This window comes from Rhodoluna sp. KAS3 (genome assembly GCF_026000575.1).
Lineage (GTDB): Bacteria > Actinomycetota > Actinomycetes > Actinomycetales > Microbacteriaceae > Rhodoluna.
Genome location: NZ_AP026910.1, coordinates 991,065 through 1,011,831, shown reverse-complemented (window position 1 = coordinate 1,011,831; position 20,767 = coordinate 991,065). Strand labels below are relative to the sequence as shown.

Annotated in this window: 20 protein-coding genes, 1 tRNA gene and 2 pseudogenes; 12 read left to right on the top strand and 11 right to left on the bottom strand. The window is 52.7% G+C overall.

Features of this window, described 5'->3' with window-relative positions:
- Window positions 1-20 precede the first annotated feature (20 nt).
- Together OO731_RS05075 and OO731_RS05070 are read right to left on the bottom strand one after the other, a co-directional pair.
- Window positions 21-1,772, bottom strand: a complete 1,752-nt coding sequence (locus OO731_RS05075) for a helicase-associated domain-containing protein (protein ID WP_264889886.1) — start codon at window positions 1,770-1,772, stop codon at window positions 21-23.
- 24 nt (window positions 1,773-1,796) lie between these two features.
- Complete coding sequence (locus OO731_RS05070) at window positions 1,797-2,072, bottom strand: hypothetical protein (RefSeq protein WP_138275701.1); 276 nt, start codon at window positions 2,070-2,072, stop codon at window positions 1,797-1,799.
- A gap of 73 nt (window positions 2,073-2,145) precedes the next feature.
- On the opposite strand from OO731_RS05070, the gene OO731_RS05065 reads away from it, so the two are divergent.
- Together OO731_RS05065 and OO731_RS05060 are read left to right on the top strand one after the other, a co-directional pair.
- The gene (locus OO731_RS05065) at window positions 2,146-2,529 is read left to right on the top strand and encodes a cold shock domain-containing protein (protein WP_138275700.1); all 384 of its coding nucleotides are present in this window, start codon (window positions 2,146-2,148) and stop codon (window positions 2,527-2,529) included.
- Window positions 2,522-3,142, top strand: coding sequence for a DUF3027 domain-containing protein (locus tag OO731_RS05060; RefSeq protein WP_264889885.1), 621 nt, complete (start codon window positions 2,522-2,524; stop codon window positions 3,140-3,142). Before OO731_RS05065 ends, OO731_RS05060 begins: the two co-directional genes overlap by 8 nt.
- Here OO731_RS05060 and OO731_RS05055 read toward each other — a convergent pair.
- Window positions 3,101-3,247: pseudogene (locus OO731_RS05055) on the bottom strand (DUF2530 domain-containing protein); the annotation flags it as partial. The gene OO731_RS05060 and the pseudogene OO731_RS05055 sit on opposite strands and share 42 nt — an antisense overlap.
- Window positions 3,248-3,256: 9 nt before the next feature.
- On the bottom strand, window positions 3,257-4,375 hold the full coding sequence (gene serC / locus OO731_RS05050) for a phosphoserine transaminase (RefSeq protein ID WP_264889884.1): 1,119 nt from the start codon (window positions 4,373-4,375) through the stop codon (window positions 3,257-3,259).
- 82 nt (window positions 4,376-4,457) lie between these two features.
- Here serC and OO731_RS05045 point away from each other — a divergent pair, with 82 nt between their 5' ends.
- The 3 genes from OO731_RS05045 (at window position 4,458) to OO731_RS05035 (ending at window position 7,078) form a co-directional block, all read left to right on the top strand.
- A complete protein-coding gene (locus OO731_RS05045) occupies window positions 4,458-5,159 on the top strand; it encodes a metal-dependent transcriptional regulator (RefSeq protein ID WP_264889883.1) in 702 nt (233 codons plus the stop codon).
- Between the two features lie 203 nt (window positions 5,160-5,362).
- Window positions 5,363-6,292: a C40 family peptidase gene (locus OO731_RS05040; RefSeq protein WP_138275695.1), complete on the top strand. Its 930-nt coding sequence runs from the start codon at window positions 5,363-5,365 to the stop codon at window positions 6,290-6,292.
- Window positions 6,293-6,574: 282 nt separating this feature from the next.
- Window positions 6,575-7,078, top strand: coding sequence for an HNH endonuclease (locus OO731_RS05035; RefSeq protein ID WP_264889882.1), 504 nt, complete (start codon window positions 6,575-6,577; stop codon window positions 7,076-7,078).
- A 14-nt stretch (window positions 7,079-7,092) separates the two neighbouring features.
- On the opposite strand, the gene OO731_RS05030 is transcribed toward OO731_RS05035, so the two are convergent.
- Window positions 7,093-7,165, bottom strand: a tRNA-Arg gene (locus OO731_RS05030).
- Between the two features lie 86 nt (window positions 7,166-7,251).
- Here OO731_RS05030 and OO731_RS05025 point away from each other — a divergent pair.
- Window positions 7,252-10,935 carry a DUF4011 domain-containing protein gene (locus tag OO731_RS05025; protein WP_264889881.1) on the top strand — a complete coding sequence of 1,228 codons (3,684 nt, stop codon included), beginning with the start codon at window positions 7,252-7,254 and terminating at the stop codon, window positions 10,933-10,935.
- A 24-nt stretch (window positions 10,936-10,959) separates the two neighbouring features.
- On the opposite strand, the pseudogene OO731_RS05020 reads toward OO731_RS05025, so the two are convergent.
- Together OO731_RS05020 and OO731_RS05015 are read right to left on the bottom strand one after the other, a co-directional pair.
- Window positions 10,960-11,142, bottom strand: a pseudogene (locus OO731_RS05020) (FmdB family zinc ribbon protein); the annotation flags it as partial.
- Between the two features lie 4 nt (window positions 11,143-11,146).
- Window positions 11,147-11,716 carry a 5-formyltetrahydrofolate cyclo-ligase gene (locus OO731_RS05015; protein ID WP_264889880.1) on the bottom strand — a complete coding sequence of 190 codons (570 nt, stop codon included), beginning with the start codon at window positions 11,714-11,716 and terminating at the stop codon, window positions 11,147-11,149.
- A gap of 18 nt (window positions 11,717-11,734) precedes the next feature.
- On the opposite strand from OO731_RS05015, the gene OO731_RS05010 reads away from it, so the two are divergent.
- From OO731_RS05010 to OO731_RS05000, 3 genes are all read left to right on the top strand, one after another.
- Entirely contained in the window at window positions 11,735-12,400 is a 666-nt protein-coding gene (locus OO731_RS05010) for a GNAT family protein (RefSeq protein ID WP_264889879.1), read from the top strand.
- Between the two features lie 16 nt (window positions 12,401-12,416).
- Complete coding sequence (locus tag OO731_RS05005) at window positions 12,417-13,034, top strand: hypothetical protein (RefSeq protein ID WP_264889878.1); 618 nt, start codon at window positions 12,417-12,419, stop codon at window positions 13,032-13,034.
- A 91-nt stretch (window positions 13,035-13,125) separates the two neighbouring features.
- Window positions 13,126-13,668 carry a hypothetical protein gene (locus OO731_RS05000; protein WP_264889877.1) on the top strand — a complete coding sequence of 181 codons (543 nt, stop codon included), beginning with the start codon at window positions 13,126-13,128 and terminating at the stop codon, window positions 13,666-13,668.
- A 60-nt stretch (window positions 13,669-13,728) separates the two neighbouring features.
- Here OO731_RS05000 and OO731_RS04995 read toward each other — a convergent pair whose 3' ends face one another.
- Window positions 13,729-14,625, bottom strand: a complete 897-nt coding sequence (locus tag OO731_RS04995; RefSeq protein WP_264889876.1) for a TIGR01777 family oxidoreductase — start codon at window positions 14,623-14,625, stop codon at window positions 13,729-13,731.
- Between the two features lie 94 nt (window positions 14,626-14,719).
- On the opposite strand from OO731_RS04995, the gene OO731_RS04990 reads away from it, so the two are divergent.
- Window positions 14,720-15,706 (top strand): TerC/Alx family metal homeostasis membrane protein, encoded by a 987-nt coding sequence (locus OO731_RS04990; RefSeq protein ID WP_264889875.1) that lies wholly within the window; start codon window positions 14,720-14,722, stop codon window positions 15,704-15,706.
- Here OO731_RS04990 and OO731_RS04985 read toward each other — a convergent pair.
- The 3 genes from OO731_RS04985 to OO731_RS04975 are packed head-to-tail and all read right to left on the bottom strand — an operon-like array spanning window position 15,703 to window position 18,269.
- Window positions 15,703-16,533, bottom strand: coding sequence for an aldo/keto reductase (locus tag OO731_RS04985; protein ID WP_264889874.1), 831 nt, complete (start codon window positions 16,531-16,533; stop codon window positions 15,703-15,705). The two genes, OO731_RS04990 and OO731_RS04985, sit on opposite strands and share 4 nt — an antisense overlap.
- On the bottom strand, window positions 16,533-16,814 hold the full coding sequence (locus tag OO731_RS04980; RefSeq protein ID WP_264889873.1) for a YciI family protein: 282 nt from the start codon (window positions 16,812-16,814) through the stop codon (window positions 16,533-16,535). Before OO731_RS04980 ends, OO731_RS04985 begins: the two co-directional genes overlap by 1 nt.
- A 9-nt stretch (window positions 16,815-16,823) precedes the next feature.
- Complete coding sequence (locus OO731_RS04975) at window positions 16,824-18,269, bottom strand: phospholipid carrier-dependent glycosyltransferase (protein ID WP_264889872.1); 1,446 nt, start codon at window positions 18,267-18,269, stop codon at window positions 16,824-16,826.
- A 24-nt stretch (window positions 18,270-18,293) separates the two neighbouring features.
- Between OO731_RS04975 and rsmI the strand changes: the two genes are divergently transcribed.
- Both rsmI and metG read left to right on the top strand, forming a co-directional pair.
- Window positions 18,294-19,124, top strand: coding sequence for a 16S rRNA (cytidine(1402)-2'-O)-methyltransferase (gene rsmI, locus OO731_RS04970; RefSeq protein WP_264889871.1), 831 nt, complete (start codon window positions 18,294-18,296; stop codon window positions 19,122-19,124).
- 27 nt (window positions 19,125-19,151) lie between these two features.
- Window positions 19,152-20,765 (top strand): methionine--tRNA ligase, encoded by a 1,614-nt coding sequence (gene metG / locus OO731_RS04965; protein WP_264889870.1) that lies wholly within the window; start codon window positions 19,152-19,154, stop codon window positions 20,763-20,765.
- Window positions 20,766-20,767 lie beyond the last annotated feature (2 nt).

The following is a 20,767-nucleotide window of genomic DNA, read 5'->3' as shown; positions in this document are numbered from 1 at the left end:
TCGGCTGAGTGCCACCCGTGCTACTCAAATGTCACCTTGGTGATGCTGGCTATTGGGATGGTGCGCTCAATGTCAGCTTTGCGGTCCTTAGCTCGAAGTCGCCCATTGGCAATGCCGATTGGTTCGAGAAGAAATAGCAGTTCCGAGCCGTCACCAGTCACGACGGTAAACCAGGCTTTTGCTTTGTTCTTGATTGCCAGTTGAATCTGACGATGCAAGTCGTCGCCGTCGGGAGCCTCGCCCACCCGCGCATCCTGCTCACGAAGGCGGCTTATGTCTGCCTTTGCTGAAGTTTCAATTTCGGTGCTTCCCGATGCTTGGTGAACTTCAGTTGGTGAAATTACTCGGCCTGCTTCATCAACGCGTATGGCGGCAAGGCCAATCTCGCGCAGTCCGTAATAGACCACTTCTGGTTCAAATCGGCTAACCAAAGCTCCATCGGTAGTGCTCTGCAGGGCAAACGGTTTGAGTTTGACCTCATTGATAATCGCCTGCAGCAAAATTGGGTCAGATGCTCGAATTATCGAACGCTGAATCTCGCCACCCTCAGAGATGGTTAGCCGACCGAATCGCTGTTCAGTTTCATCAATCAGATACTCAACCGGCTGAGGCAGGTTTTTGCCGGTCAGCTCGAGCAAAAGATTACGGATTTCATCTGCCTTCAGGCCGGTCTCAAGGCCATGAGAAATACTGAGTTTGTTCAATCGATAAGTTGATGCCATGCCGATTTGCTCGGTGTTGGCAAACCTGCGCAATTGCATCTCAAGCTCGGTAGGCAGCGGGCCGGGGGCAATGATCGAAAGGTCTGCTTGGCAGATTAACCGGCTTTGCTCCGCTGGCAAAAATTGCTTGGCTGTTTTGGCAGCTTCGGCAAAATCCTCTTGCAACACCGATGCCGTCCAGCTGCTCATCCATCCGTTTGCCGAAAGGCCAAGTAGTTCGGCGAGGTTGCCCAACTTAGAGATCTTTGAAGTGACTGACCCGTCTGCAAAAGGGTAGGTTTCTTGCAACTTAGTGCTCAGCGACACCGGTCCGTTTGAGCCCTGAAGCGCATTTTCGAGCTCGTGTGCAGACGCATCGCCGAGGATGCCGCGCCAAATTTTTGCCAGGTGTTGAAACCTCTGCCACGGTTGCCATTCAAGCCAGGCATCAGCTTCAGCGCTTAGTTGCCAGCGGCCATCGGCTAAGAAAACTAGGTTTGACCAACCGGCCAGTTCGTAAATTTCGCGGGCATAGTCTGTGGTTTTGTTCAGGTGATTAGCCAACCGCTTTAGGTCGGGTAGTCCCACATTTTTCTTACCGACTTCTTTGACGAATCGCTGCTCCAAATCAAAAATCAATTCGGTCATCGCCTGCAGGGTTTCAAAAATTTCAATGCCTGCGTCGCGGTCGATCTGCTCCTGAGCCGGTGGCTCTGTCTCGTTGGGAAGCGCAACTGGCGAAACAGGCGCGATCTGCCTGAACTGACTTAGCGATTCGACCGTTGATTCAAAGGGGGCTCCATGGTCATCAACTAACGCGAGAGCAGCCAGGTGCTCGAGTTGTTGCTCATCAGCCGGTAGCCCATCGGCTAGTTGTGTCAGGGCTTGGGCCTGTGATCGGGGTAGTCCAGCAATCGCTGCAGAAACCGATGCTGGTTTTGTGATTGCCTCTGCGAGATCAAAAAAATCACGCAGGCCAGTTGAACTGACCATGCGTTGAGCAATTAGTTGCTCAAGCTGAGCGTCTGATTTATGCCGCAGTGCTGCGGCAACATTCAGAATCTCGCTCATAAAGTCTTCCCCCGGGCTTAAGAGCTATTTATTCTCGCGCGAGCGGCGGCGAACGCTAGTGATGACTAGTGAGACGATGCAAAGAGCACCGGCCGCCAAGCCGAACTGTGGGTAGAACACCAAGAACGGCGGAAGAACAGAGCTTCCAACTTCTGGATTTGCCGATTCGGTGGCCGCGATAATCAAGGTTGCGAGCATGGCCAAAACCGAAGTTCCGATCAGGCCGGCTGACATGTAAGCCAGAATTTTTTCAAGGCGTGAAGCCGAAGAGTCTTGAGGGTTTGCGGTTTGTTTAGCCATCCTTCTAGGATACCCGTGCCGAGCCGACACATTCCCTGTAAAATGAGAGTTTGGATTTACGAAAGAGGTATCCATGCCAACCGGTAAAGTCAAGTTCTTCGACGAAGACAAGGGATTTGGTTTCATCGCATCCGACGAGGGTAGCGAGGTATTCCTGCACATCAGCGCCCTTCCGGCTGGAACCACTTCAATCAAGCCAGGCACTCGCATTGAATTTAGCGTTGCTGATGGCAAGCGCGGCGCCCAGGCTCTATCGGTGCGCGTTTTAGATGCGCCGCCAAGCTTGGTCAAGATGAGCCGCAAGCCAGCCGACGAAATGGCCGTGATCGTTGAGGACCTAATCCGTCTTCTCGACAACATCGGTGGCGGTTTGAAGCGCGGCAAGTACCCAGAGAGCGCCAATGGCAAGAAGATTGCCTCATTGTTGCGTAAGTTGGCAGACGAGCTGGATGCCTAAGTCATCAGCTGGTAACAATCAAGGTTTTGCCTATCAGGCGCTTCTCGGAACCACGTCTAAGCAGACCATTGGTTTTCTAGTTGAGGTTCTCGACGAGGGCGATTCAACTGAGTCATACCTTTTCGAGAGCAAACTCAAGGGTTACGTTGGCTGGCGTTGGTCAGTCACTGTTTATGCACCTGAAGGGCAAGAGCCGACCGTCTCTGAAGTATTGCTCATGCCTGGGGTTGACTCACTAGTTGCCCCAGATTGGGTGCCATGGTCAGAGCGACTTGCGGACTACAAAGCTCTGCAAGCTGAACTTGAAGCCCAGGCTGCCCTAGACGCAGAAGAAGCTGAAGAGTCAGACGATTCCGATGAAGCCGACGATGTTGACGAGGCTGAGGATGCTGACGCACTTGCGCTCGCCGAAGAGCAAGACGAGGCCGCGGAGGTTAGCGCCGAAGATGAGGAAGCATCTGTTTCCAACGATTCAGGTGATGAGCCTTCGTTAGCGGTTGCGGACCTTGAAGAAGGCGAAAACGCCAAGGGCAATGCCGAAAAGGCACGTAGAAAGCCACCACGATTTTTGCGCAGACGCAAGCGTGGCGCTAAAAATAAGTCCGAGGACTAGAGCTACGGCCCAAAGCACGACACCCACTGCAATAACCAAACGGGCATTTGTCTTGACCGGAGCTGGGTCGGGCCTACGCTCGGAATCTTTTACGTAAAACCGCATGGCTTTAGCCTAGGCTAGCTGGCCAACTACGTAGTCAATCGCCTTAGTCAGCTGCTTGATGTCATCCAGCTCGGTCGCGGTGAATGTGGCCACACGCAACTGGTTTCTGCCCAACTTGCGGTAAGAATCCACATCTACAATTCCGTTGGCGCGAAGCACCTTTGAAATGTCAGTCGCCTGAATCTCATCGTTGAAGTCGATTGTGACTACAACCTGTGATCGGTGCTCTGGGTTGCTGACAAACGGGGTAGCAAACTCTGATGCGTCAGCCCATTCGTACAAAAAGTCAGAGGCTGCCTTGGTACGAGCATCTGCCCAAGCCAAGCCGCCATTCTCATTCATCCAATCGATCTGCTCACCCAGCAAGAACAATGTTGCAATCGCAGGGGTGTTCAGCGTTTGGTTGAGGCGTGAGTTATCGATGGCGGTCTTCACGCTCAAAAACTCAGGGATGTAGCGGTCGGTCGCAGCGATTCTCTCGGTTCGCTCGATTGCCGCAGGCGACATCAGGGCAAACCATAGGCCGCCGTCAGATGCAAAGTTCTTTTGGGGTGCGAAGTAGTAGACATCGGTCTCAGTGGCGTCAAAGTCGATGCCGCCGGCTGCCGAGGTTGCATCGGTGAACATTAGAGCGCCCTGGTCTGCACCAGAAACACGCTTGACCGGGGTAACGACGCCAGTGGATGTTTCATTTTGAGCGTATGCGTAGGAGTCAACGCCTGCTTCAGCCTGAAGCCCAAGGCGAGAACCCGGGGTTCCATTGATCACCGTAGGTTTTTCAAGCCAAGGGTTGGTGAGTGCTGAAGCAAACTTTGCGCCGAATTCGCCGTGAACTAGGTTTTGAGCCTTGTTCTCGACCATTGAGAAAGCAGCAGCGTCCCAAAACGCAGTCGATCCACCGTTTCCGAGCACGATCTCATAACCCTCAGGGTTGTGGAAGAGTTCGAGTAAACCATCCTGAACCCGCTTGACCAGGTTTTTCACTGGAGCCTGGCGGTGTGAGGTGCCCATGAGTTTTGAGCCTTCAGTGGCAAATGCGGCGATTTGCGCGGAACGCAATTTTGAAGGACCGCAGCCAAAGCGGCCGTCTACTGGAAGAAACTCAGATGGGATGATGATTTCAGTCATGGCTCAAGTTTACTTTGCAGAAGCCCGCCCAGGGGCAGGGCAGAGCTGCCGACCGCTAATCTTGTATTAGCTAAGGAGGGGCATGAATCACGAACACGATCTAATCGACACGACTGAGATGTACCTCCGAACGATTTTGGAACTCGAAGAAGAGGGTCAGGTTCCGATGCGAGCTCGCATCGCGGAACGCCTTGATCAGTCTGGCCCCACCGTTTCTCAGACCGTCGCTCGTATGGAACGCGATGGATTGCTGGTTGTTAGCGGTGACCGCCACCTGGAATTGACCAATCAGGGTCGAAAAGATGCCGTCTCAGTAATGCGCAAACACCGACTTGCGGAGCGATTGCTGGCCGACGTTATTGGTCTCGAGTGGGAGTTTGTGCACGAAGAGGCATGCCGCTGGGAGCACGTAATTAGCGATCAGGTCGAACGTAAGATTCTCAACTTGATTTCAACTCCAGATTTTTCGCCCTACGGTAATCCAATTCCCGGTCTAGACGATTTTGGTATGGAAACAAACCCAAACTTTGGCGACGGCGTGGTTTCTGTGGTTGATCTGCCGAGGGCTTTTGCCGGACAGAACACCTATGTTCTTCGTCGAATCGGAGAACCGCTTCAGGTTGATGTCAAACTGCTTTCCCAGCTGAACAGCCTTGGCCTGACTCCGGGTAGCAGTCTCGGTGTGGAGTACCGAGGTATGAACCTATTTATCTCAAACAGCGAGAGCGATGAAGGTCTTGAGATTTCTGAGGACCTGGCCCGCCACCTCTTTGTTGAGGCTTAGCAACAACATTTTGGACGTTTTTGTATCCCCAAAACCTCTATGGGGGACGCTGGGGACAACTCCAAGGTTTTTCTCAGCAAATAATTGGTAAACTGTAAAAGTTGTTGACCATAAACCTGGTTAATAATCGGACCCGGATGGTTTCCATTGCCTGCAATCCAGTCTTTAGAACTCATAGTTTCGCTGCAGGATTCACAGGTTGAATGAAACTTGGAGGTTTAGTTTTGGCCAAAAAAGCCACAGGCAAGCACCGCGCTGATGTTGAAATCAACATCTTGGAGTCGTTTGAACTGCGTAGCCGTCGTTCAGTTCGCGAAGCCGAAGAGGCGAGACTATCTCGCGCCGCGCGCCGCCAAGCCAAGAAATTAGCAAAGCAGGATCGCGCTTACTTTGCTGCCAAGCAAGCCGGTGCCGACCAGGGTTCCGCTGCCTACCTGGTGCCTTCGCAAAAGCGCACTCCGTTTTATGCTCGCCGAGCAGTCCGCAACACCGTAACGATGTCGATTGCTTCGGGACTGTTTGCCACCTTTGCTCTTCCGGCCTACGCTTACGACCCAGACATCGCAGCCATGTCACGATTCACCACTACTGACGCTGAGGCTTTGGCAAATTCAGAGGACACCCAAAACCTCACCGTAGCTGCGGTCAACACCGTTAAGTTTGCTCGCGGAAACTACAAGTCAGCCGATGCTGATGAGATTGCTCGACAGGAAACCCTGAACAGCTACCGCACCTACAGCGGTCCAACCGCGGCCGACTACCTTGCTAATCCGCCTTACAGCAAGCTGGATGGCACCTCGATTCTCAAGGTGGCAGCAAATTACGTTGGCACCCCTTACGTTTTCGGTGGCGACACGCCTCGTGGGTTTGACTGTTCGGGATACGTAGCGTTTGTTTTTGCTCAGTTTGGTGTGGCGATGCCTCACAGCGTGCATGGTCAGGCTCGTCTTGGTATTCCAATCCGTGCCGAAGATGCCATGCCGGGTGACCTAGTGATCATGAACGACATGAGTCACGACGGAATTTATGCTGGCAATGGCAATTTCTATCACGCACCGCGACCAGGTGACAGCGTCAAATTGGCACCGATTTACACCTCGCAGGTTCACTACATTCGCTTGATGACTAACTAAAAACGTCACCAAATCTTCACTAAAAACACACCTTCGGCTCTAGCCCAATTCGAACTTTCGGGCGTAATCTAGCGATAAGCAATAGTCGCAAGAGATTAGGGGCTCTGATGATGTTGAGAAGTTTGCAAGCCAAGCAAGTTGTTCAACTATGTCGTCTGGGCCAACAACGCCTGGTTGTTGTTCTCTAAAGCACCGTCATTTTGACGGTGCTTTTTTGTTTCTCAAGTGCCTTTGCCCAACACGAAAACCCGGAAGCCGTCTGGGTAAATTCGAAGGGGAAGCATGCATACTTTGGTTTTAAACGCAGGTTACGAGCCACTTGCAGTGGTGTCATTTAAACGCGCGCTTATGTTGGTGCTCAACAATAAAGCGACAATTCTGGCCGGCTCAGCGGATTTGACCGTTCACAGTGCCAATCGAGAGTTTGAGCTGCCAACAGTTATTCTCCTTGCGCGATACGTGAGGGTTTCAAACAGCCGCGCTATTCCGGTTTCGCGACGCGGAGTTCTTCGACGTGACGGTCACAATTGCGCCTACTGCGGCCGTTACGCCAACACGATTGATCATGTGCAACCAAAATCTAGAGGTGGTCGCGACAGTTGGGAAAATCTGGTCGCCGCCTGCTTGAAGTGCAACAACAAAAAGGGCGACAAAACGCTAGCTGAAATCGGCTGGTCTTTGTCCTTTAGCCCAAAGATGCCTACCGGGCTGAGTTGGGTGGTCCGGGGTGCTGAAAAAGTTGATCCCGAGTGGAGTAATTACTTGGCACTAGCAAACGCTGCCTAGCATTGCCTACTGAGTGGCCCCGAGGTGAATCGAACACCCGACACAAGGTTTAGGAAACCTCTGCTCTATCCACTGAGCTACGGAGCCAGAATTTCCCAATATACCTGACTCTGATTTTCATCGTCGTGGAGTGCCTAAACGCAGTTCTCAGGTGTGAAAGTTAGGCTCTTCACATGGTCGAATTTGTTAGTTCTAGCGAGGTACCTTCTCACTCTGACTGGGAGCGTTGGGAGCAGGAGCTCAAGGCCATCGGTGTGACTAACCCGCTGCAGAATTTTGAGGTCAACGCCTTCGGTCAAATTGATTTGGAGCGCAGTCACCCAGGTGGTTTTTCACAATTTGTCACCGGGCGCCAGACTCTGCTTTCGAACTTGGTCAGAGACCCGTTAGCGTTTTCGAGGGCCCTGTCTGCTGCCCGAAGAATCAAGAATAAATCTGACCGAATTAGTGACAATTTCGGTATCGAAACCCTGTTTTTGGTCGGGGGACTAGCAAACTTTGAGGCCGATGGCTTTGACATCAACGCACCGATTTTGATGTGGCCGGTAAGCCTGATTCGCAAGGGTGACGACTATGAGGTTTCGCTCACTGGCGATGCTTCGGTAAACCCTGTGCTGGCTGAAGCTTTAGAAACCGCCTACGGCATAAAGCTGAATGCAGAAGAACTTTTAGCCCGCCAGCGCGAAAGTTCAGATCTAGTTCCCGTCACTGTGCTCAACTATTTGGCCAACCTAACCGCCGATAAGGGCAATCTCGATCTTCGCCGAATTTTGGTTATTTCAAACTTCACTACTGCCGCAACTGACCTGCTGTCAGACATCTCACGCAATCAAACACCATTGCTTGCCGAACTTGCAGGCGAGCCAAAAGAAGGCCTAGAAGACATCGATGTTCCTGAACTGAACCTCGTGGTTGAGGCCGATGCCACTCAAATGCGAATCGTCGCGAGGGCCCAGGCAGGGCAGAGTTTTGCGGTTGAGACCCTACCGGGATGCGGATACACCCAAACGGTGGTCAACGTTGTCGCCGGCTTGGTTGATCAGGGAAAACGGGTTCTAGTCGTCGCTCCGCGTCGCCAAACTCTTGGTGAGCTGTCCGAGAGATTTGCAACCATTGGGCTACCAGGTTTGGGAATCCGCTCGGATTCCACCTGGGTTGACCTCATCTCGGCTATCTCCAGAAATGAGAAGGCTGTAAGTGCCGACTCTAAGGATGAATCAGCTGCACGGGTTGCTGCGGAGCAAAAACTAGATTCCTACTTCGATGCATTGAACTCAACCGATCCGAGTCTGGGAGTATCGGTTGCTCGAGTACTTCGCGAACTATCTGCACTCAGCGGCATGTCTCATCCTCCGCTGACGAATGCGCGCATTGCCAAAGAGCACCTTCTGCGACACGTAGATCGCTCGGAGGCTCTGCAGCTTTTGAATGAAGCCCATGCTCTGGGCGAGTTCCGGTTTGGCCCCCAGGACACCGCTTGGTTCCAGGCCCGATTTGAATCGCCTGCCGAAGTAGAGCACACCCTAAGGCTTGCCAAAAACGTTAGGGACAACGCCTACCCAAAGTTGGCGGAGCAACTTGAAACCTTTACCAGCAAGGTCAATTTCAAGCCTGCGGTGAGTGTCGAGGACTGGGGTTTGTACCTCAGGCTATTTGTCGGAATTCGCGAGACTTTGGATCGATTTGTTCCAGATGTCTTTGACCGACCACTTACCGAATTGATTGCCGCCACCGCTCCCCGAAAGGGAGTCGACCGTGAGCAGCGATCAAATATGTCTGGCGGTAATCGCCGACGTTTGAAGAAACTGGCTCGGGAATACCTGCGCGCCGGCATGCACGTTGCAGACATGCACGCCTCTTTGAATCAGATTCAAGAGCAACGAGAACTCTGGCAAAAGTACTGCCTGATTCCAACTGCGCCACAGGTTCCTATCGGAATTCAAGAAGCCCAGGTGGCCTATCAGGCATTCATGGCCGACCTTGAAACCCTTCAGGGCCACATGGATCCTGAGTCTGACGAGACCCCGCTGGCCAAGCTTCCGCTGTTGAAATTGCAGGGAAAGCTTGAGTCATTGGCTGAAGACTCCGAGGCACTTGAAAATCTGGGTGAACGCGCCTTGCTTGGTTCTCGTTTGCGAGAAGCCGGATTGGGGCAATTGGCCCGAAACCTAGCCAAACTTCACGTGGCTAAAGAGCACTTGGCCCAAGAGTTAGAGCAGGCCTGGTGGCAGTCCGCACTAGAAGTGTTGGTTTCCAAGGGAGGTTCGGTCCTTAGTTTTAGTGCTGAACAAATCGCTCAAAACGAAGCTGCATTTAGACGAGCCCACACCAATCAAATTGCCAACGGCGCCGCTGCCGTTGCTTCAAAATTGGCTGATTGGTGGCATGGCGCGCTCAAAGCAGATTCTGCCGAGGCTGCAGCTCTAAAGGCGCTTTTGAAAACTGGCTCAGCGGACATGTTGAAGGCCTCAACGGTTGCTCCAAAGATTTGGGCAGCTGTTGCCCCCGTTGTGATGGTTTCGCCATTTGATTTACCGAAGCATGTTTCGAAGTCGGATCGCTACGACGTGCTGATAGTCCTAGATGCCGCCGGAAGCACAGTGGCTGAAAATCTTGGTGCATTGTCTCGGGCCGATCAGGTCATTACTTTTGGCGATGACGCGGTAGCGGCGCCCGGTGGTTTTGAGATCGAAAACCGAGCGCTTCCAATTGGTCGCGAATACTCGGTGCCATCGGTGTTTGCTGAAGTGAGACGCATTTTCGGCGCTGAAGTTATTCGACGCAGCTACCGAACCACTAGCCAAACACTTGGCGATTTCATCAACCGTGAGTTTTATCAAAACCGAATTCTGTACACGCCTACCGCCGCTGAGTACTTTGGCGAGAACAATTTTGTTCTGGACGTGGTCAGTGATGGAAACCGTGCAAAAACCACCATTGAAGGCGCCACGGAAAGTTTGGACGCAGAGCTAGACCGCACGGTGGAATTGGTGTTCAATCACGCTACTTGGCACCCAGAACAGTCTCTCCTGGTAGCCAGTGCTTCAAGTGTTCACGCTGAGCGGATTAGAGCAGCAGTGCAGGCTGGACTCAAAAATCGACCGCAGCTCGAGGAGTACTTTGACTCTCACGGCCGTGAAAAATTTGAGGTCACATCGATTGCCGAGCTAAGCCACAGGGTTGCAGATCGAATTATCTTTTCGCTCGGTTACGGCAGAACCTCGCACGGGGCTGTCTTGTCAAATTTTGGGCAATTGAGTGAACCAGATGGACGCCGTTATTTGGCTAACCTACTGGTCAGTGCGCGCAAGCAAATCACCCTTGTTTCTTGCTTTGGCCCAGATGACTTGCCAACCGACCGCCTGAGTAATGGTGCTGTGCTGCTGGGTGATCTATTTGCCGCAGCCACCGCTGAACGTGCGCCAATTGATATGCCGACTGATCCGATGCTCCAAGACCTTAGCCTCCGGCTGAAGAAGCTCGGCGCCCGCGTAGACCAGTCTTTTTCAAAAGAACTGCCTCTGGTTGTGGCCTATGCAAAGACCGCCGCGGTAATCGATCCAGATTGGGCCATTCCTGGGTCAACGCGAACTGAGAAGTTTCACATTCGACCAGGTTTGCTTACCTCGATGGGCTGGAAATACATCAGGGTTTATAGTTTTGAACTTTTCTCTGACCCTCAAAAACTGGCCAATCGAATTGCCGAAGAACTTGGACTGCAAATCACGCGCCGCCCTCAGCCGCTGTTCGACGCTGCAGATAAAGCGTTCGAAGACACCGATTTAGCTTGGGGTGATCGTGCTGGTTTGACCAACGACCAGCGATTGCAGCAGGATAAACCGCCGCACTGGGGATAGCAATTTGGGCTAGTTGCCCTTGTTTGAAGAGCCGGCAGAATCGGTGCGGTAAAAACCGCTGCCCTTGAAAGTCACGCCAACTTGGCCAAATACTTTACGAAGTTCGCCACCGCAAACAGGGCACTCCGTTAGGGCATCGTCGCTAAAGCTTTGCTGGATGTCAAAGGTGTGCTCGCATTTTTTGCAAGCGTATGAGTAAGTAGGCACGAGACTATTTTAACCGATCTGTGAAAAGCACAATCTGTGAAGGCGTAACAGCGGCGTCTACCGGATGGTCGTGACTCTCAGCCGGGATCTCCTCGAGAAGCTCGTCGTCAAAGACCACTGCGATAAGCGGCGGTGCCGCTTCGAGTTTGGCTAAGGCCCGGTCGTAATAGCCTTTGCCTTTACCCAGACGCATGCCCTTTTGGTCAACGGCCAGCGCAGGAATGATTGCCAGGTCTATTCCGGCAATGGTCCCAGGTTTTCCTGTCGCTTCAGCGAAACCAAAAATTCCGGGGGTTGATTCGCCTTCGAAAATTACCCAGGTCAGTTCGCCGGATTCATGGGCTACCGGTAGGACCACTTCGATGTCGTTGTCGAGAGCCCAATCAATGAAGAGTTCTGTATCTGGTTCGGTGCCATACGGCAGATAGCAAGCAATTTTTTGAGCACCGATTGAAAGGCACAGCTCAGCTAGGTGCACGTTTAGCGCAGCTGCGTGTTCTGGGTCGTAAACCGCTGAAGCACGGCGGATTTTGAGGTCATCACGCAAGGCTTGCTTTATGTTTTGTGCATCCATGGGACTAATCTTGCCATCGTGGCTACATCTTTTGGTTTCTCTCACGGCGACGTGCTCGTCCGAATTGTTCGAGTTCGCGACGCCAAGGAGCTTGAAGAACGAGTTCTGGGCAATCGTGAATGGCTTCGCCCATGGGAGGCGACTAATCCCTTTGGGCCAAACTCGTTCGAAATGCGCCACCAAATAAAGGCCCTTCGCAGGCAGATGAGCGCCAACCAGGGATTGCCGTTTGTGATCGAAATCGATGGGCGCATTGTTGGCCAACTTAATGTTTCGAATATGGTTTTTGGCTCCCTGAGCTCTGCGACGCTGGGCTATTGGGTGGTGCCAGAAGTTGCAGGTAGGGGAGTGACCCCAACGGCTGTTGCCCTGGTGATTGATTACCTATTCAGTCAACATGGTTTGCACCGCTGTGAAATTGATATTCGACCTGAAAATGTTGCCTCGCTTCGGGTGGTTGAAAAGTTGGGTATGCGATTTGAGGGCCTCAAGGAGCGATACATTCACATCAATGGTGCATGGCGCGACCACTATTCGTTTGCCATTACGCACGAGGAAGTCGTCGGCGGTTTGTTGAATCGATGGATAAACGGCAGAACACCTACAGTTGACTACCCCTGGCTACGAGAAAATGACTCGGGTATTAAACACACCGAATTAAATGACGGCAACCTTGGCAGCTGACTCATATCTTTGAACTATGAACTTCAATGGATCCGGCGGGCTGATGCTGATGATTATCGCTGCCCTATGGATTTGGGTTTTTGTACCGTCATGGTTCAAGCGCTCTGAAGAGCGTCAAAATGAGCGCAAGTTTGCCGGTGAAATTCGATCAGAACTTCGCGATGCAAAGCGCAACGTAACCGGCACAGTGGCAGCCCTCGCAGAGCGCAACTACCGACTGTCGGTCACTCGAAGAATTTTTGGAACCTTGCTGCTTAGCTCAATAGTTGCCGCAGGCTTTCTTTCAGTACAGGCCATCACCGATGTGAACCTGTGGTTTGCCGTTGCGGGTTGTTTGGCTGTAGCCGCACTTTCAATTGCAACGCTGCGCAAGGCGACCAAGCAGGCCAGGGCATTGGTTGCCCGCTCGCACCGAACACGGTCGGCAATCTTTACAGAAGCCTCTAGCGGAGTTGGAGCAGCAAGTATTGCGGAGGATCGTGCTTGGGAGCCAAACCCACTACCGGCACCGCGCCAGCGAATTGGTGAACTTGAGACCCCGGTGCTGGCCGAGGTAATCAGTATTGAACCAACTCGCACTCTTAGCTCTCAGGAGCTTGACGAAATTTTGCGACGCCGACGCGCAAACGGATAATTACCCAGCTAGTTCACTCGAGCCTTGGCCATACAAAGCATTAGTCAAGTAAGGTTTTAGTGAATCCGAATTCTAATTTCAGGAGATTATCATGGGAATTTTTGAGACCGCTAAAAGACTTTTTAGCAAGAACGCAAAGAACATCGCAAAGGATGCAGGCAAGCTTGCCGCTGAGGTTGTCGACGAGGCTGCCAAGGTTGCAGCTGATGTAGAGAAGAAGGTTGACTCAACAGTCAAGACCGTTGAGAAGAAGGTTGCCGAAACCGCAAAGGTAGCTGAAAAGAAGACCACCGCCGCTGTACGCACTGCTGGTAAGGCTGCTACCAAGGCCACCAAGACTGCAGGCACCGCTGTAAAGAAGGCTGCAGGAACTGCGGCAAAAACTACCGCTAAGGCTGCTGCTGCAAAGCCAGCTACCAAGCCAGCTGCGAAGCCAGCTGCTAAGACCGCGGCAAAGCCTGCTGCGAAGCCAGCCGCTAAGACCGCGGCAAAGCCTGCTGCGAAGCCTGCTGCAAAGCCAGCCGCGAAGCCAGCTGCTAAGCCTGCTGCGAAGCCTGCCGCTAAGACCGCGGCAAAGCCAGCTGCTAAGACCGCGGCAAAGCCAGCTGCAACCAAGGCTGCACCAAAGAAGTAAATCTAGACTCAAGCAAAAATGCCCGACCGTTTTGGTCGGGCATTTTTCTTATCGGTTTGGTTAGTCCTTTGAAACAACCCAGGCAGTTGCTGACTCTAGGTCTGGGTGGGCAAACTTGAAGCCGGTGCTCAAAAGTCGTTGGGCCGACATGTTTTGGCTGCACAGCAGCAACTCGTCGGCTGCTTCACCCAAGATCAGACGAAGCGCAAATGCGGGTACCGGCAGCAGAGTTGGGCGCTTGAGGTGACGGCCGAGTGAGGCGATTATCTGCTTGCAGGTTGCCGGCTCGGGCGCTGTGAGATTGTAAGCGCCAGTTGCGGTCGGGGTCCGAATCAGGTGAAGTATGGCAGCGGCTTCATCTTGGACCGTAATCCAGGCCCACCATTGCTGACCGTTGCCAAGCGGTCCGCCCACGCCAAGTTTGATTAGTGGAAGTAGTCGGCCAAGTGCACCGAGGGCCCTGCTCATAACCATGGTGGTTCTGACCAAAACTACTCGGACGTTTGAAGGGGCCTTTAGGGCTTCCTGCTCCCAAGCGTATGCAAGGTCGCTCAAGAAGCCTGTACCTTTACCGGCATCCTCGGTTAGGACTTCATCTTTGCGATCCCCGTAAATTCCAGATGCTGAACCACTGATAAAGACTGGTGGTGGATTCTTGCACTCAGCCATCGCCTTCACCAGCGTCCTGGTCGAGTCGATTCGACTGGAGATAATCTCTTCCTTGTATTTTGAAGTCCAAGGTAATTTACCGGTAGTTGCTCCGGCTAGGTTCACAACAGCATCGATACCCTCAAGGGCAGCAGAGTCCAGAACACCAGCTTTGGGATTCCATTCAATTTCTTCAGAATTTCTGGCCTTGCGTCGAACCAATCGAAGCGGAGTGTCGCCAGAGGCTTTTAGCTGGCGCACCAGTTCGGTGCCAATTAGGCCTGACGCACCGGATATTAGGACTTTCACTGCATCTCCCTTGACTTGTTCTAACAGTCTCATACCTTTTGCACATCTTTTTATTCCGGACCTGGGCCCGTCTGGGGGTTCTTAGAATAGAGGCATGCATATTGAAACTTGGGTCTGGGTAGTAACCGTTCTGTCTTTGGTTGGTCTAATCGCTTTCGACTTGATCTACCAGTCACGCCACCCACACGAGCCAAGCTTCAAAGAGTCTGCTCTTCAGAGCATGCTGTTTATCGGTTTGGCGGTAGTCTTCGGTTGGTTTGTGGCCCAGGTTTGGGGAGGCCAGTACGGCAACGAGTTCATCGCCGGTTTTATTACCGAGAAGAGCCTGTCGGTCGACAACCTGTTTGTATTTTTGATCATTTTCAGTCAGTTCAAGGTTCCGCGCCGCCTGCAGAGTGAGGCTCTGCTTGCCGGTATCGCGATTGCGCTTGTGCTTCGTGGCCTGTTCATTGCCCTCGGTGCCGCGGCTATCGACGCCTTCAGCTGGGTTTTCTACCTATTCGGTTTCTTCCTGGTTTACACAGCGTTCATGCTGGTCTGGGACACCTTCCACGAGGCCAAAGAAGACAAGGTCCCTGGCGGATTAGTCATGAAATGGGTTCGCAAGAACTTTGCAACCGTCGATGAGTTTCACGGCTCGAAACTGGTTATCAAGCAGGACGGCAAGCGCTTCCTGACTCCTTTGCTTCTGGTCATGATCACCATCGGCACCACCGATGTGCTTTTCGCTCTTGATTCAATTCCGGCGGTCTACGGTCTAACCGATGAGGCCTACATCGTTTTCACTGCCAACGCTTTTGCACTGCTCGGTCTTCGCCAGCTCTACTTCTTGTTGAGCGGCTTGATGGAGCGCCTAAAGTACCTAGGTCTAGGTCTCTCGATCATCCTTGCTTGGATTGGTGTCAAGTTGGTGCTGCACGCTATGCACGAGAACGAACTTGCGTTCATTAATGGTGGCGAGCCAATCAAGTGGGCTCCAGAAATTAGCACTGAGCTCTCACTGAGCGTAATTCTGGTGACCTTGGTTGTAACTACCGCGCTGAGCCTCTTCGTTACCCGTAAGAAGAAAGCTTCTATCTAGCCAAATTCGTTAGGATTCAGTCCGGTTCGCGCGCCAGTGTCGAGGCTCGCGATGGCCTGCATCTCAAGCTCGGACAGTTCAAAATCGAAAACCGAGATGTTCTCAACCAGGCGATCGTAATTGCCTGTTTTAGGAATGACCAGGTTTCCGATTTGGATGTGCCAGCGCAGAATCACCTGTGCTACGGAGCGTTCGTGAGTTGTGGCAATTTCCGAAAGTGCTGAGTCACCTTCGTAGCGACCGCGGCCAAGCGGAGACCAAGCTTCAGTCGCGATGCCGTGCTCACGGTTGTAGTGGCGCACCTCGGGTTGCTGAAAAGCTGGGTGCAGTTCTACCTGGTTAAGCGCTGGAACCGTCGACCCTGATTCCAGCAAAGCGTCAAGGTGATGTGGCTCGAAGTTCGAAACGCCGATGCCACGGATTTTGCCAGTGCCAAGGGCTTCTTCAAAAACCTTCCAGGTTTCTACAAACAGATTTTGGGTTGGGCACGGCCAGTGAATTAGCAGCATGTCAATGTGCCCGATGTCAAGGCGCTTGAGGCTCTCTTCAATTGCCTCGGGCGCATGCGATCGGCCCTGACGGTCATTCCAAATTTTTGTAGTTACAAAAATCTCGTCGCGGGGAATACCGCTTTTGCGAATTGCTTGGCCAACTTCAGCCTCGTTGCCGTAAAGCGCGGCGGTATCAATTCGTCGGTAGCCAACTTTGATTGCCTCGTGGACCAATTCGACGGCGGCATTCTGGCTGACCTTGTAAACGCCAAGACCTAGCTGAGGAATACTCTGACCATTATTGAGCGTGATTTGGGGCACTGCGTTTGGTGTCATTAGCTGCTCCAAGGTCCAAAGATAGGGTTCCACTCTTCGATAACCCGCTCACCAATGAAACCGGCAATATCAAACGGGTCGTTGTCGAGAACTATGGCAAGCTCTTCGACAGATTTGGCTGACCAGATAAGGAGGGCACCCGGGGTGTCAACCTTTGGCCCACTAGCCAGTAGCGAACCGGTTGAAAAATGACCGCTCAGCCATTCCCGGTGAAGTGGGCGCACCTCTGCTAGTTGCGCAGGGTCGGCTGAATAAAAGTAGGTGACTGCAAATGTAGACATGGCTTAACACTAAATCCAGCTTGGCAGCCACATGTGACCGCGCCAGAAATTGTATGGAATCAGTGTTCCGTTCCAAATCGGCAAGAAGTAAATCGTTGCTGCAAAAACGACGATCAGGTACGTGACCACCCAAAAACGGATCTTGTAGCCAGCTACAGGCCCGGCATCTTTGAGGTAAATCTGAATGACATAAACCAGGGCCAAAATCATCCACGGCAGGAATGCGATTGCGTAAAACTGAAAAGTTGTGCGCTGCATGAAAAATAGCCACGGTACGTAACCGGCAAGAATGCCCAACAGAATCAGCCCTGCTGTCCGGTCGCGCATTTTTATGAACCAGACCAACACAAAGAACAAGGCCAGTGCTGCTGGCCACCAGATAAATGGATTGCCTAGGGCTGTAATCGCAGACGAGCAGTTCTCAGCTGCGGTGCAACCGCCGACGCCATTATTGACTCCCTCGTAAAAGAAGCTCGTTGGCCTCAGACCAAAAAGCCAGGTGAGTGGATTTGAGGCATAGGAGTGAGGTGTTACCAAACCAACATGGAAGCCATAGGAGTTCTCATGGTAGGCAATCAGTGATTCAAACCAGGTTGGTGCATACTGGCGCTGGTAGCCATCCGTGCCCAAAATCCAGCCAGTCCAACTGACGAGGTAAACCAGTGCTGCCCCCGGGGCCATCAGTGTGAAGATTCTTAGCGCCTGCTTTGCGCTGGCCGAACCCCACCCGATGGGTTGATTTTTTCTGCGCTCAAGTGCCTCACTGACAACCAGATAGAGGCCGAAGGCAACTGCAAAATAGAGCCCAGACCATTTGACTGCCATGGCGGCGCCAAGAATCAGCCCTGCACCGATTAACCACGGTCTTCTCCAGCCGATTGAATTAGTTGCCCGAGACTGTTGATCTCGAAGCACGGCATAAAAAGCCAGAAGTACAAAAAATGCCAGGATGTTGTCGAGAAGGGCTGTGCGCGACAACACGATCGCGTGGCCATCAATGGCAAGTAAAAAGGCGCTGGCAATAGCCCAAAACTTGGATCGGAACAGGATGCGGGCAACTAGGTAGATCAGGTAAACCATCGCGATGCCGATGATTGCGACCGATGCCCTCCAAGATGCAGGGTTTTCTGGGCCGAAGAGCCACATGCCAAATCCGATAATCCACTTGCCGAGGGGCGGGTGAACGACAAAACTTGGCTCAGTCAAATAGGTGTCGACTTGCCCCGCTTCGAAAGCCGGATTGGCGTTTTCCGGCCAGCTTCGCTCGGCACCGGTATTCCAGAGTGACCAAGCGTCCTTGACGTAGTAGGTCTCGTCGAAAACAAGTTTGGCTGGGTAGCCCAGGTTCCATAATCTGAGCACCGCCGCTAGGCCCATGATGGCAAGCATCGCCCAGCGCTCGAACGCGGACACAATCCGAGTGTTGTGGCGTATCCGGTTTAGTAAAGCAATCACCTGCCCAATGCTAGACAATAGAGCGTGCTCATTCTTGCTGCGACTCCCATTGGTAACCTGTCCGATGCTTCTCCGCGTCTGGTGGAACACCTTCGCGAATCGCGTTTTATCGCCGCTGAAGACACCCGCAGCCTACTCAAGCTCGCAAACTCGTTGGGCATCAAACTCAACGCCAGACTGTTCAGCCTTCACGAACACAACGAAGGCGATCGGATTGAATCGATTCTTGAGATTGCCGCTGAAGAGTCGGTTTTGGTGGTTAGTGATGCTGGAATGCCTACGGTCAGTGATCCGGGATTCCTGCTGGTACGCGCAGCCGTTGCCGCTGGAATCGAAGTAACGGTCATCCCTGGACCTTCAGCTGTGCTGAGTGCGCTCGCCGTATCTGGGTTGCCAACGGACCGATTCAGTTTTGAAGGGTTTTTGCCAAGAAAGAGCGGCGACCGTCGCAAGACTTTTGCATCTCTGGCACGTGAATCCCGAACCATGGTTTTCTTTGAATCACCTCACCGCATCCTTGAATCGCTTCAGGATGCAGCCGCAGAGCTTGGAGTTGATCGCAGAGCATCTGTGTCGCGTGAACTTACAAAAAAGTTCGAACATACCGAGCGAGGCACACTTGCCGAGCTAGCTACTTGGGCGAACACCGAACCTCGAGGTGAAATGGTTCTGGTAATCGCCGGGGCAGAAGTTATCGAAGCTAAGCCGGATGACCTGATTCAGCAGGTACTGGCGCTAATCGAAGACGGAGCGAGGCTCAAGGAGGCCGTGGCTGAGATTGCTTCAGCTGCAGGCGCCAGCAAGAGTGAGCTCTACCAGTTGGTGCTTGAGCAGCGTCAAGCATCGAAAAACTGATGCCACACCTCGGTTAAGATGGAAACCATGCCAAATATCAACGGAAAGTCGTTCTACGTCACGACTCCGATCTTCTATGTCAACGATGCTCCCCACATCGGTCACGCCTACACCGAGGTTGCATCGGACGTTTTGGCACGCTGGCACCGTCAGCGCGGCGAGAATTCATTCTTGCTGACCGGCACTGACGAGCACGGCGAGAAGATTTTGCGCACTGCTGCGGCTAACAAGACCACTCCGCAGGACTGGGCTGACAAACTGGTCGCCGAGGCATGGTTGCCGTTGCTTGAAACCATCGATATTCGCAACCAGGATTTCATTCGCACAACTGAACCGCGTCACGAAAAGGCTGTCCAGAAGTTCTTGCAGCACCTTTACGACACCGGTTTCATTTATCGGGGTTCGTACGAAGGTAACTACTGTGTTGGCTGCGAAGAGTACAAAACCGAAGCTGACCTGCTTGAGGGCGAGGGTGCTTTTGCTGGGCAAGCTGTCTGCGCTATTCACTCAAAGCCGGTAGAAAAACTTCAAGAAACCAACTACTTCTTCAAGCTCAGCGAATTCGAAGACCGCCTATTGGCTCACTTCGAAGCCAACCCGAAATTCATTCAGCCGGATTCAGCTCGAAACGAAGTTATCTCGTTTGTGCGCCGAGGACTCGAAGACCTGTCAATCTCGCGTTCAAAAGAAAAGTTTGACTGGGGAATTGACATTCCTTGGGACGACAGCCACATCACCTATGTCTGGTTCGATGCGCTCCTCAACTACATCACCGCTATCGGTTATGGAGATGACTCCGCAGAGGCCAAGGTCAACTTCGAATCACTTTGGCCAGCCTCGGTTCAGGTCGTTGGTAAGGACATTCTGCGATTCCACGCTGTGATTTGGCCGGCAATGCTCATGGCAGCAGGGCTAGAGCCTTCGCAGCAGATTTTTGGTCACGGATGGCTACTTGTTGGTGGCGAGAAGATGTCCAAATCTAAGCTCACCGGAATTGCACCGAGCCAGATTACCGAGACCTTCGGATCGGACGCATTCCGTTACTACTTCATGAAGGCAATCGCCTTTGGTCAGGATGGCTCCTTCTCTTGGGAAGACCTATCAGCCCGCTACCAAGCCGAATTGGCTAATGGGTTCGGTAACCTGGCCTCTCGTGCAATCGCCATGATTCACAAATACTTTGATGGTGTCCTGCCAGCCGCTGGTGCATTCTCTGATGCCGACCTTGCAGTTCAAAAAGTGGCCGCCGATGCGGTCCTTGCGGCTGACAAGGCAATTGACGAAGTTGCTATCCAGGATGCAATTGCAGCAATTTGGACGCTGGTTGATGAGCTGAACAACTACATCACGGTTCAAGAGCCTTGGGTTTTGGCCAAAGATGAGGCCAACCGCGAGCGTTTGGGTACTGTGCTGAACACCACCGCTGAGGGTCTTCGCGTGCTTGCTGTGTTGTTGAACCCAATCACACCAAAGGCAACCGCAAAGCTGTGGTCTGCTCTGGGCGCCGGTTTGGGAGACCTCGACAGCCAAATCTTGACTGAGGCGGCCACTTGGTCTCAGTTGCCTAGCGGAACTGCGCTGACCGCGCTTGAGCCGCTATTCCCGCGCATTGAGTCAGACCAGACCGCAGAATCGAAGTAGCC

What these genes read in the sequence shown, in the direction of transcription:
- OO731_RS05075 (WP_264889886.1), bottom strand. Translation starts at nt 1,772, where the DNA reads ATGAGCGAGATTCTGAATGTTGCCGCAGCACTGCGGCATAAATCAGAC.
- OO731_RS05070 (WP_138275701.1), bottom strand. Translation starts at nt 2,072, where the DNA reads ATGGCTAAACAAACCGCAAACCCTCAAGACTCTTCGGCTTCACGCCTT.
- OO731_RS05065 (WP_138275700.1), top strand. Translation starts at nt 2,146, where the DNA reads ATGCCAACCGGTAAAGTCAAGTTCTTCGACGAAGACAAGGGATTTGGT.
- OO731_RS05060 (WP_264889885.1), top strand. Translation starts at nt 2,522, where the DNA reads ATGCCTAAGTCATCAGCTGGTAACAATCAAGGTTTTGCCTATCAGGCG.
- serC (WP_264889884.1), bottom strand. Translation starts at nt 4,375, where the DNA reads ATGACTGAAATCATCATCCCATCTGAGTTTCTTCCAGTAGACGGCCGC.
- OO731_RS05045 (WP_264889883.1), top strand. Translation starts at nt 4,458, where the DNA reads ATGAATCACGAACACGATCTAATCGACACGACTGAGATGTACCTCCGA.
- OO731_RS05040 (WP_138275695.1), top strand. Translation starts at nt 5,363, where the DNA reads ATGAAACTTGGAGGTTTAGTTTTGGCCAAAAAAGCCACAGGCAAGCAC.
- OO731_RS05035 (WP_264889882.1), top strand. Translation starts at nt 6,575, where the DNA reads ATGCATACTTTGGTTTTAAACGCAGGTTACGAGCCACTTGCAGTGGTG.
- OO731_RS05025 (WP_264889881.1), top strand. Translation starts at nt 7,252, where the DNA reads ATGGTCGAATTTGTTAGTTCTAGCGAGGTACCTTCTCACTCTGACTGG.
- OO731_RS05015 (WP_264889880.1), bottom strand. Translation starts at nt 11,716, where the DNA reads ATGGATGCACAAAACATAAAGCAAGCCTTGCGTGATGACCTCAAAATC.
- OO731_RS05005 (WP_264889878.1), top strand. Translation starts at nt 12,417, where the DNA reads ATGAACTTCAATGGATCCGGCGGGCTGATGCTGATGATTATCGCTGCC.
- OO731_RS05000 (WP_264889877.1), top strand. Translation starts at nt 13,126, where the DNA reads ATGGGAATTTTTGAGACCGCTAAAAGACTTTTTAGCAAGAACGCAAAG.
- OO731_RS04990 (WP_264889875.1), top strand. Translation starts at nt 14,720, where the DNA reads ATGCATATTGAAACTTGGGTCTGGGTAGTAACCGTTCTGTCTTTGGTT.
- OO731_RS04985 (WP_264889874.1), bottom strand. Translation starts at nt 16,533, where the DNA reads ATGACACCAAACGCAGTGCCCCAAATCACGCTCAATAATGGTCAGAGT.
- OO731_RS04980 (WP_264889873.1), bottom strand. Translation starts at nt 16,814, where the DNA reads ATGTCTACATTTGCAGTCACCTACTTTTATTCAGCCGACCCTGCGCAA.
- metG (WP_264889870.1), top strand. Translation starts at nt 19,152, where the DNA reads ATGCCAAATATCAACGGAAAGTCGTTCTACGTCACGACTCCGATCTTC.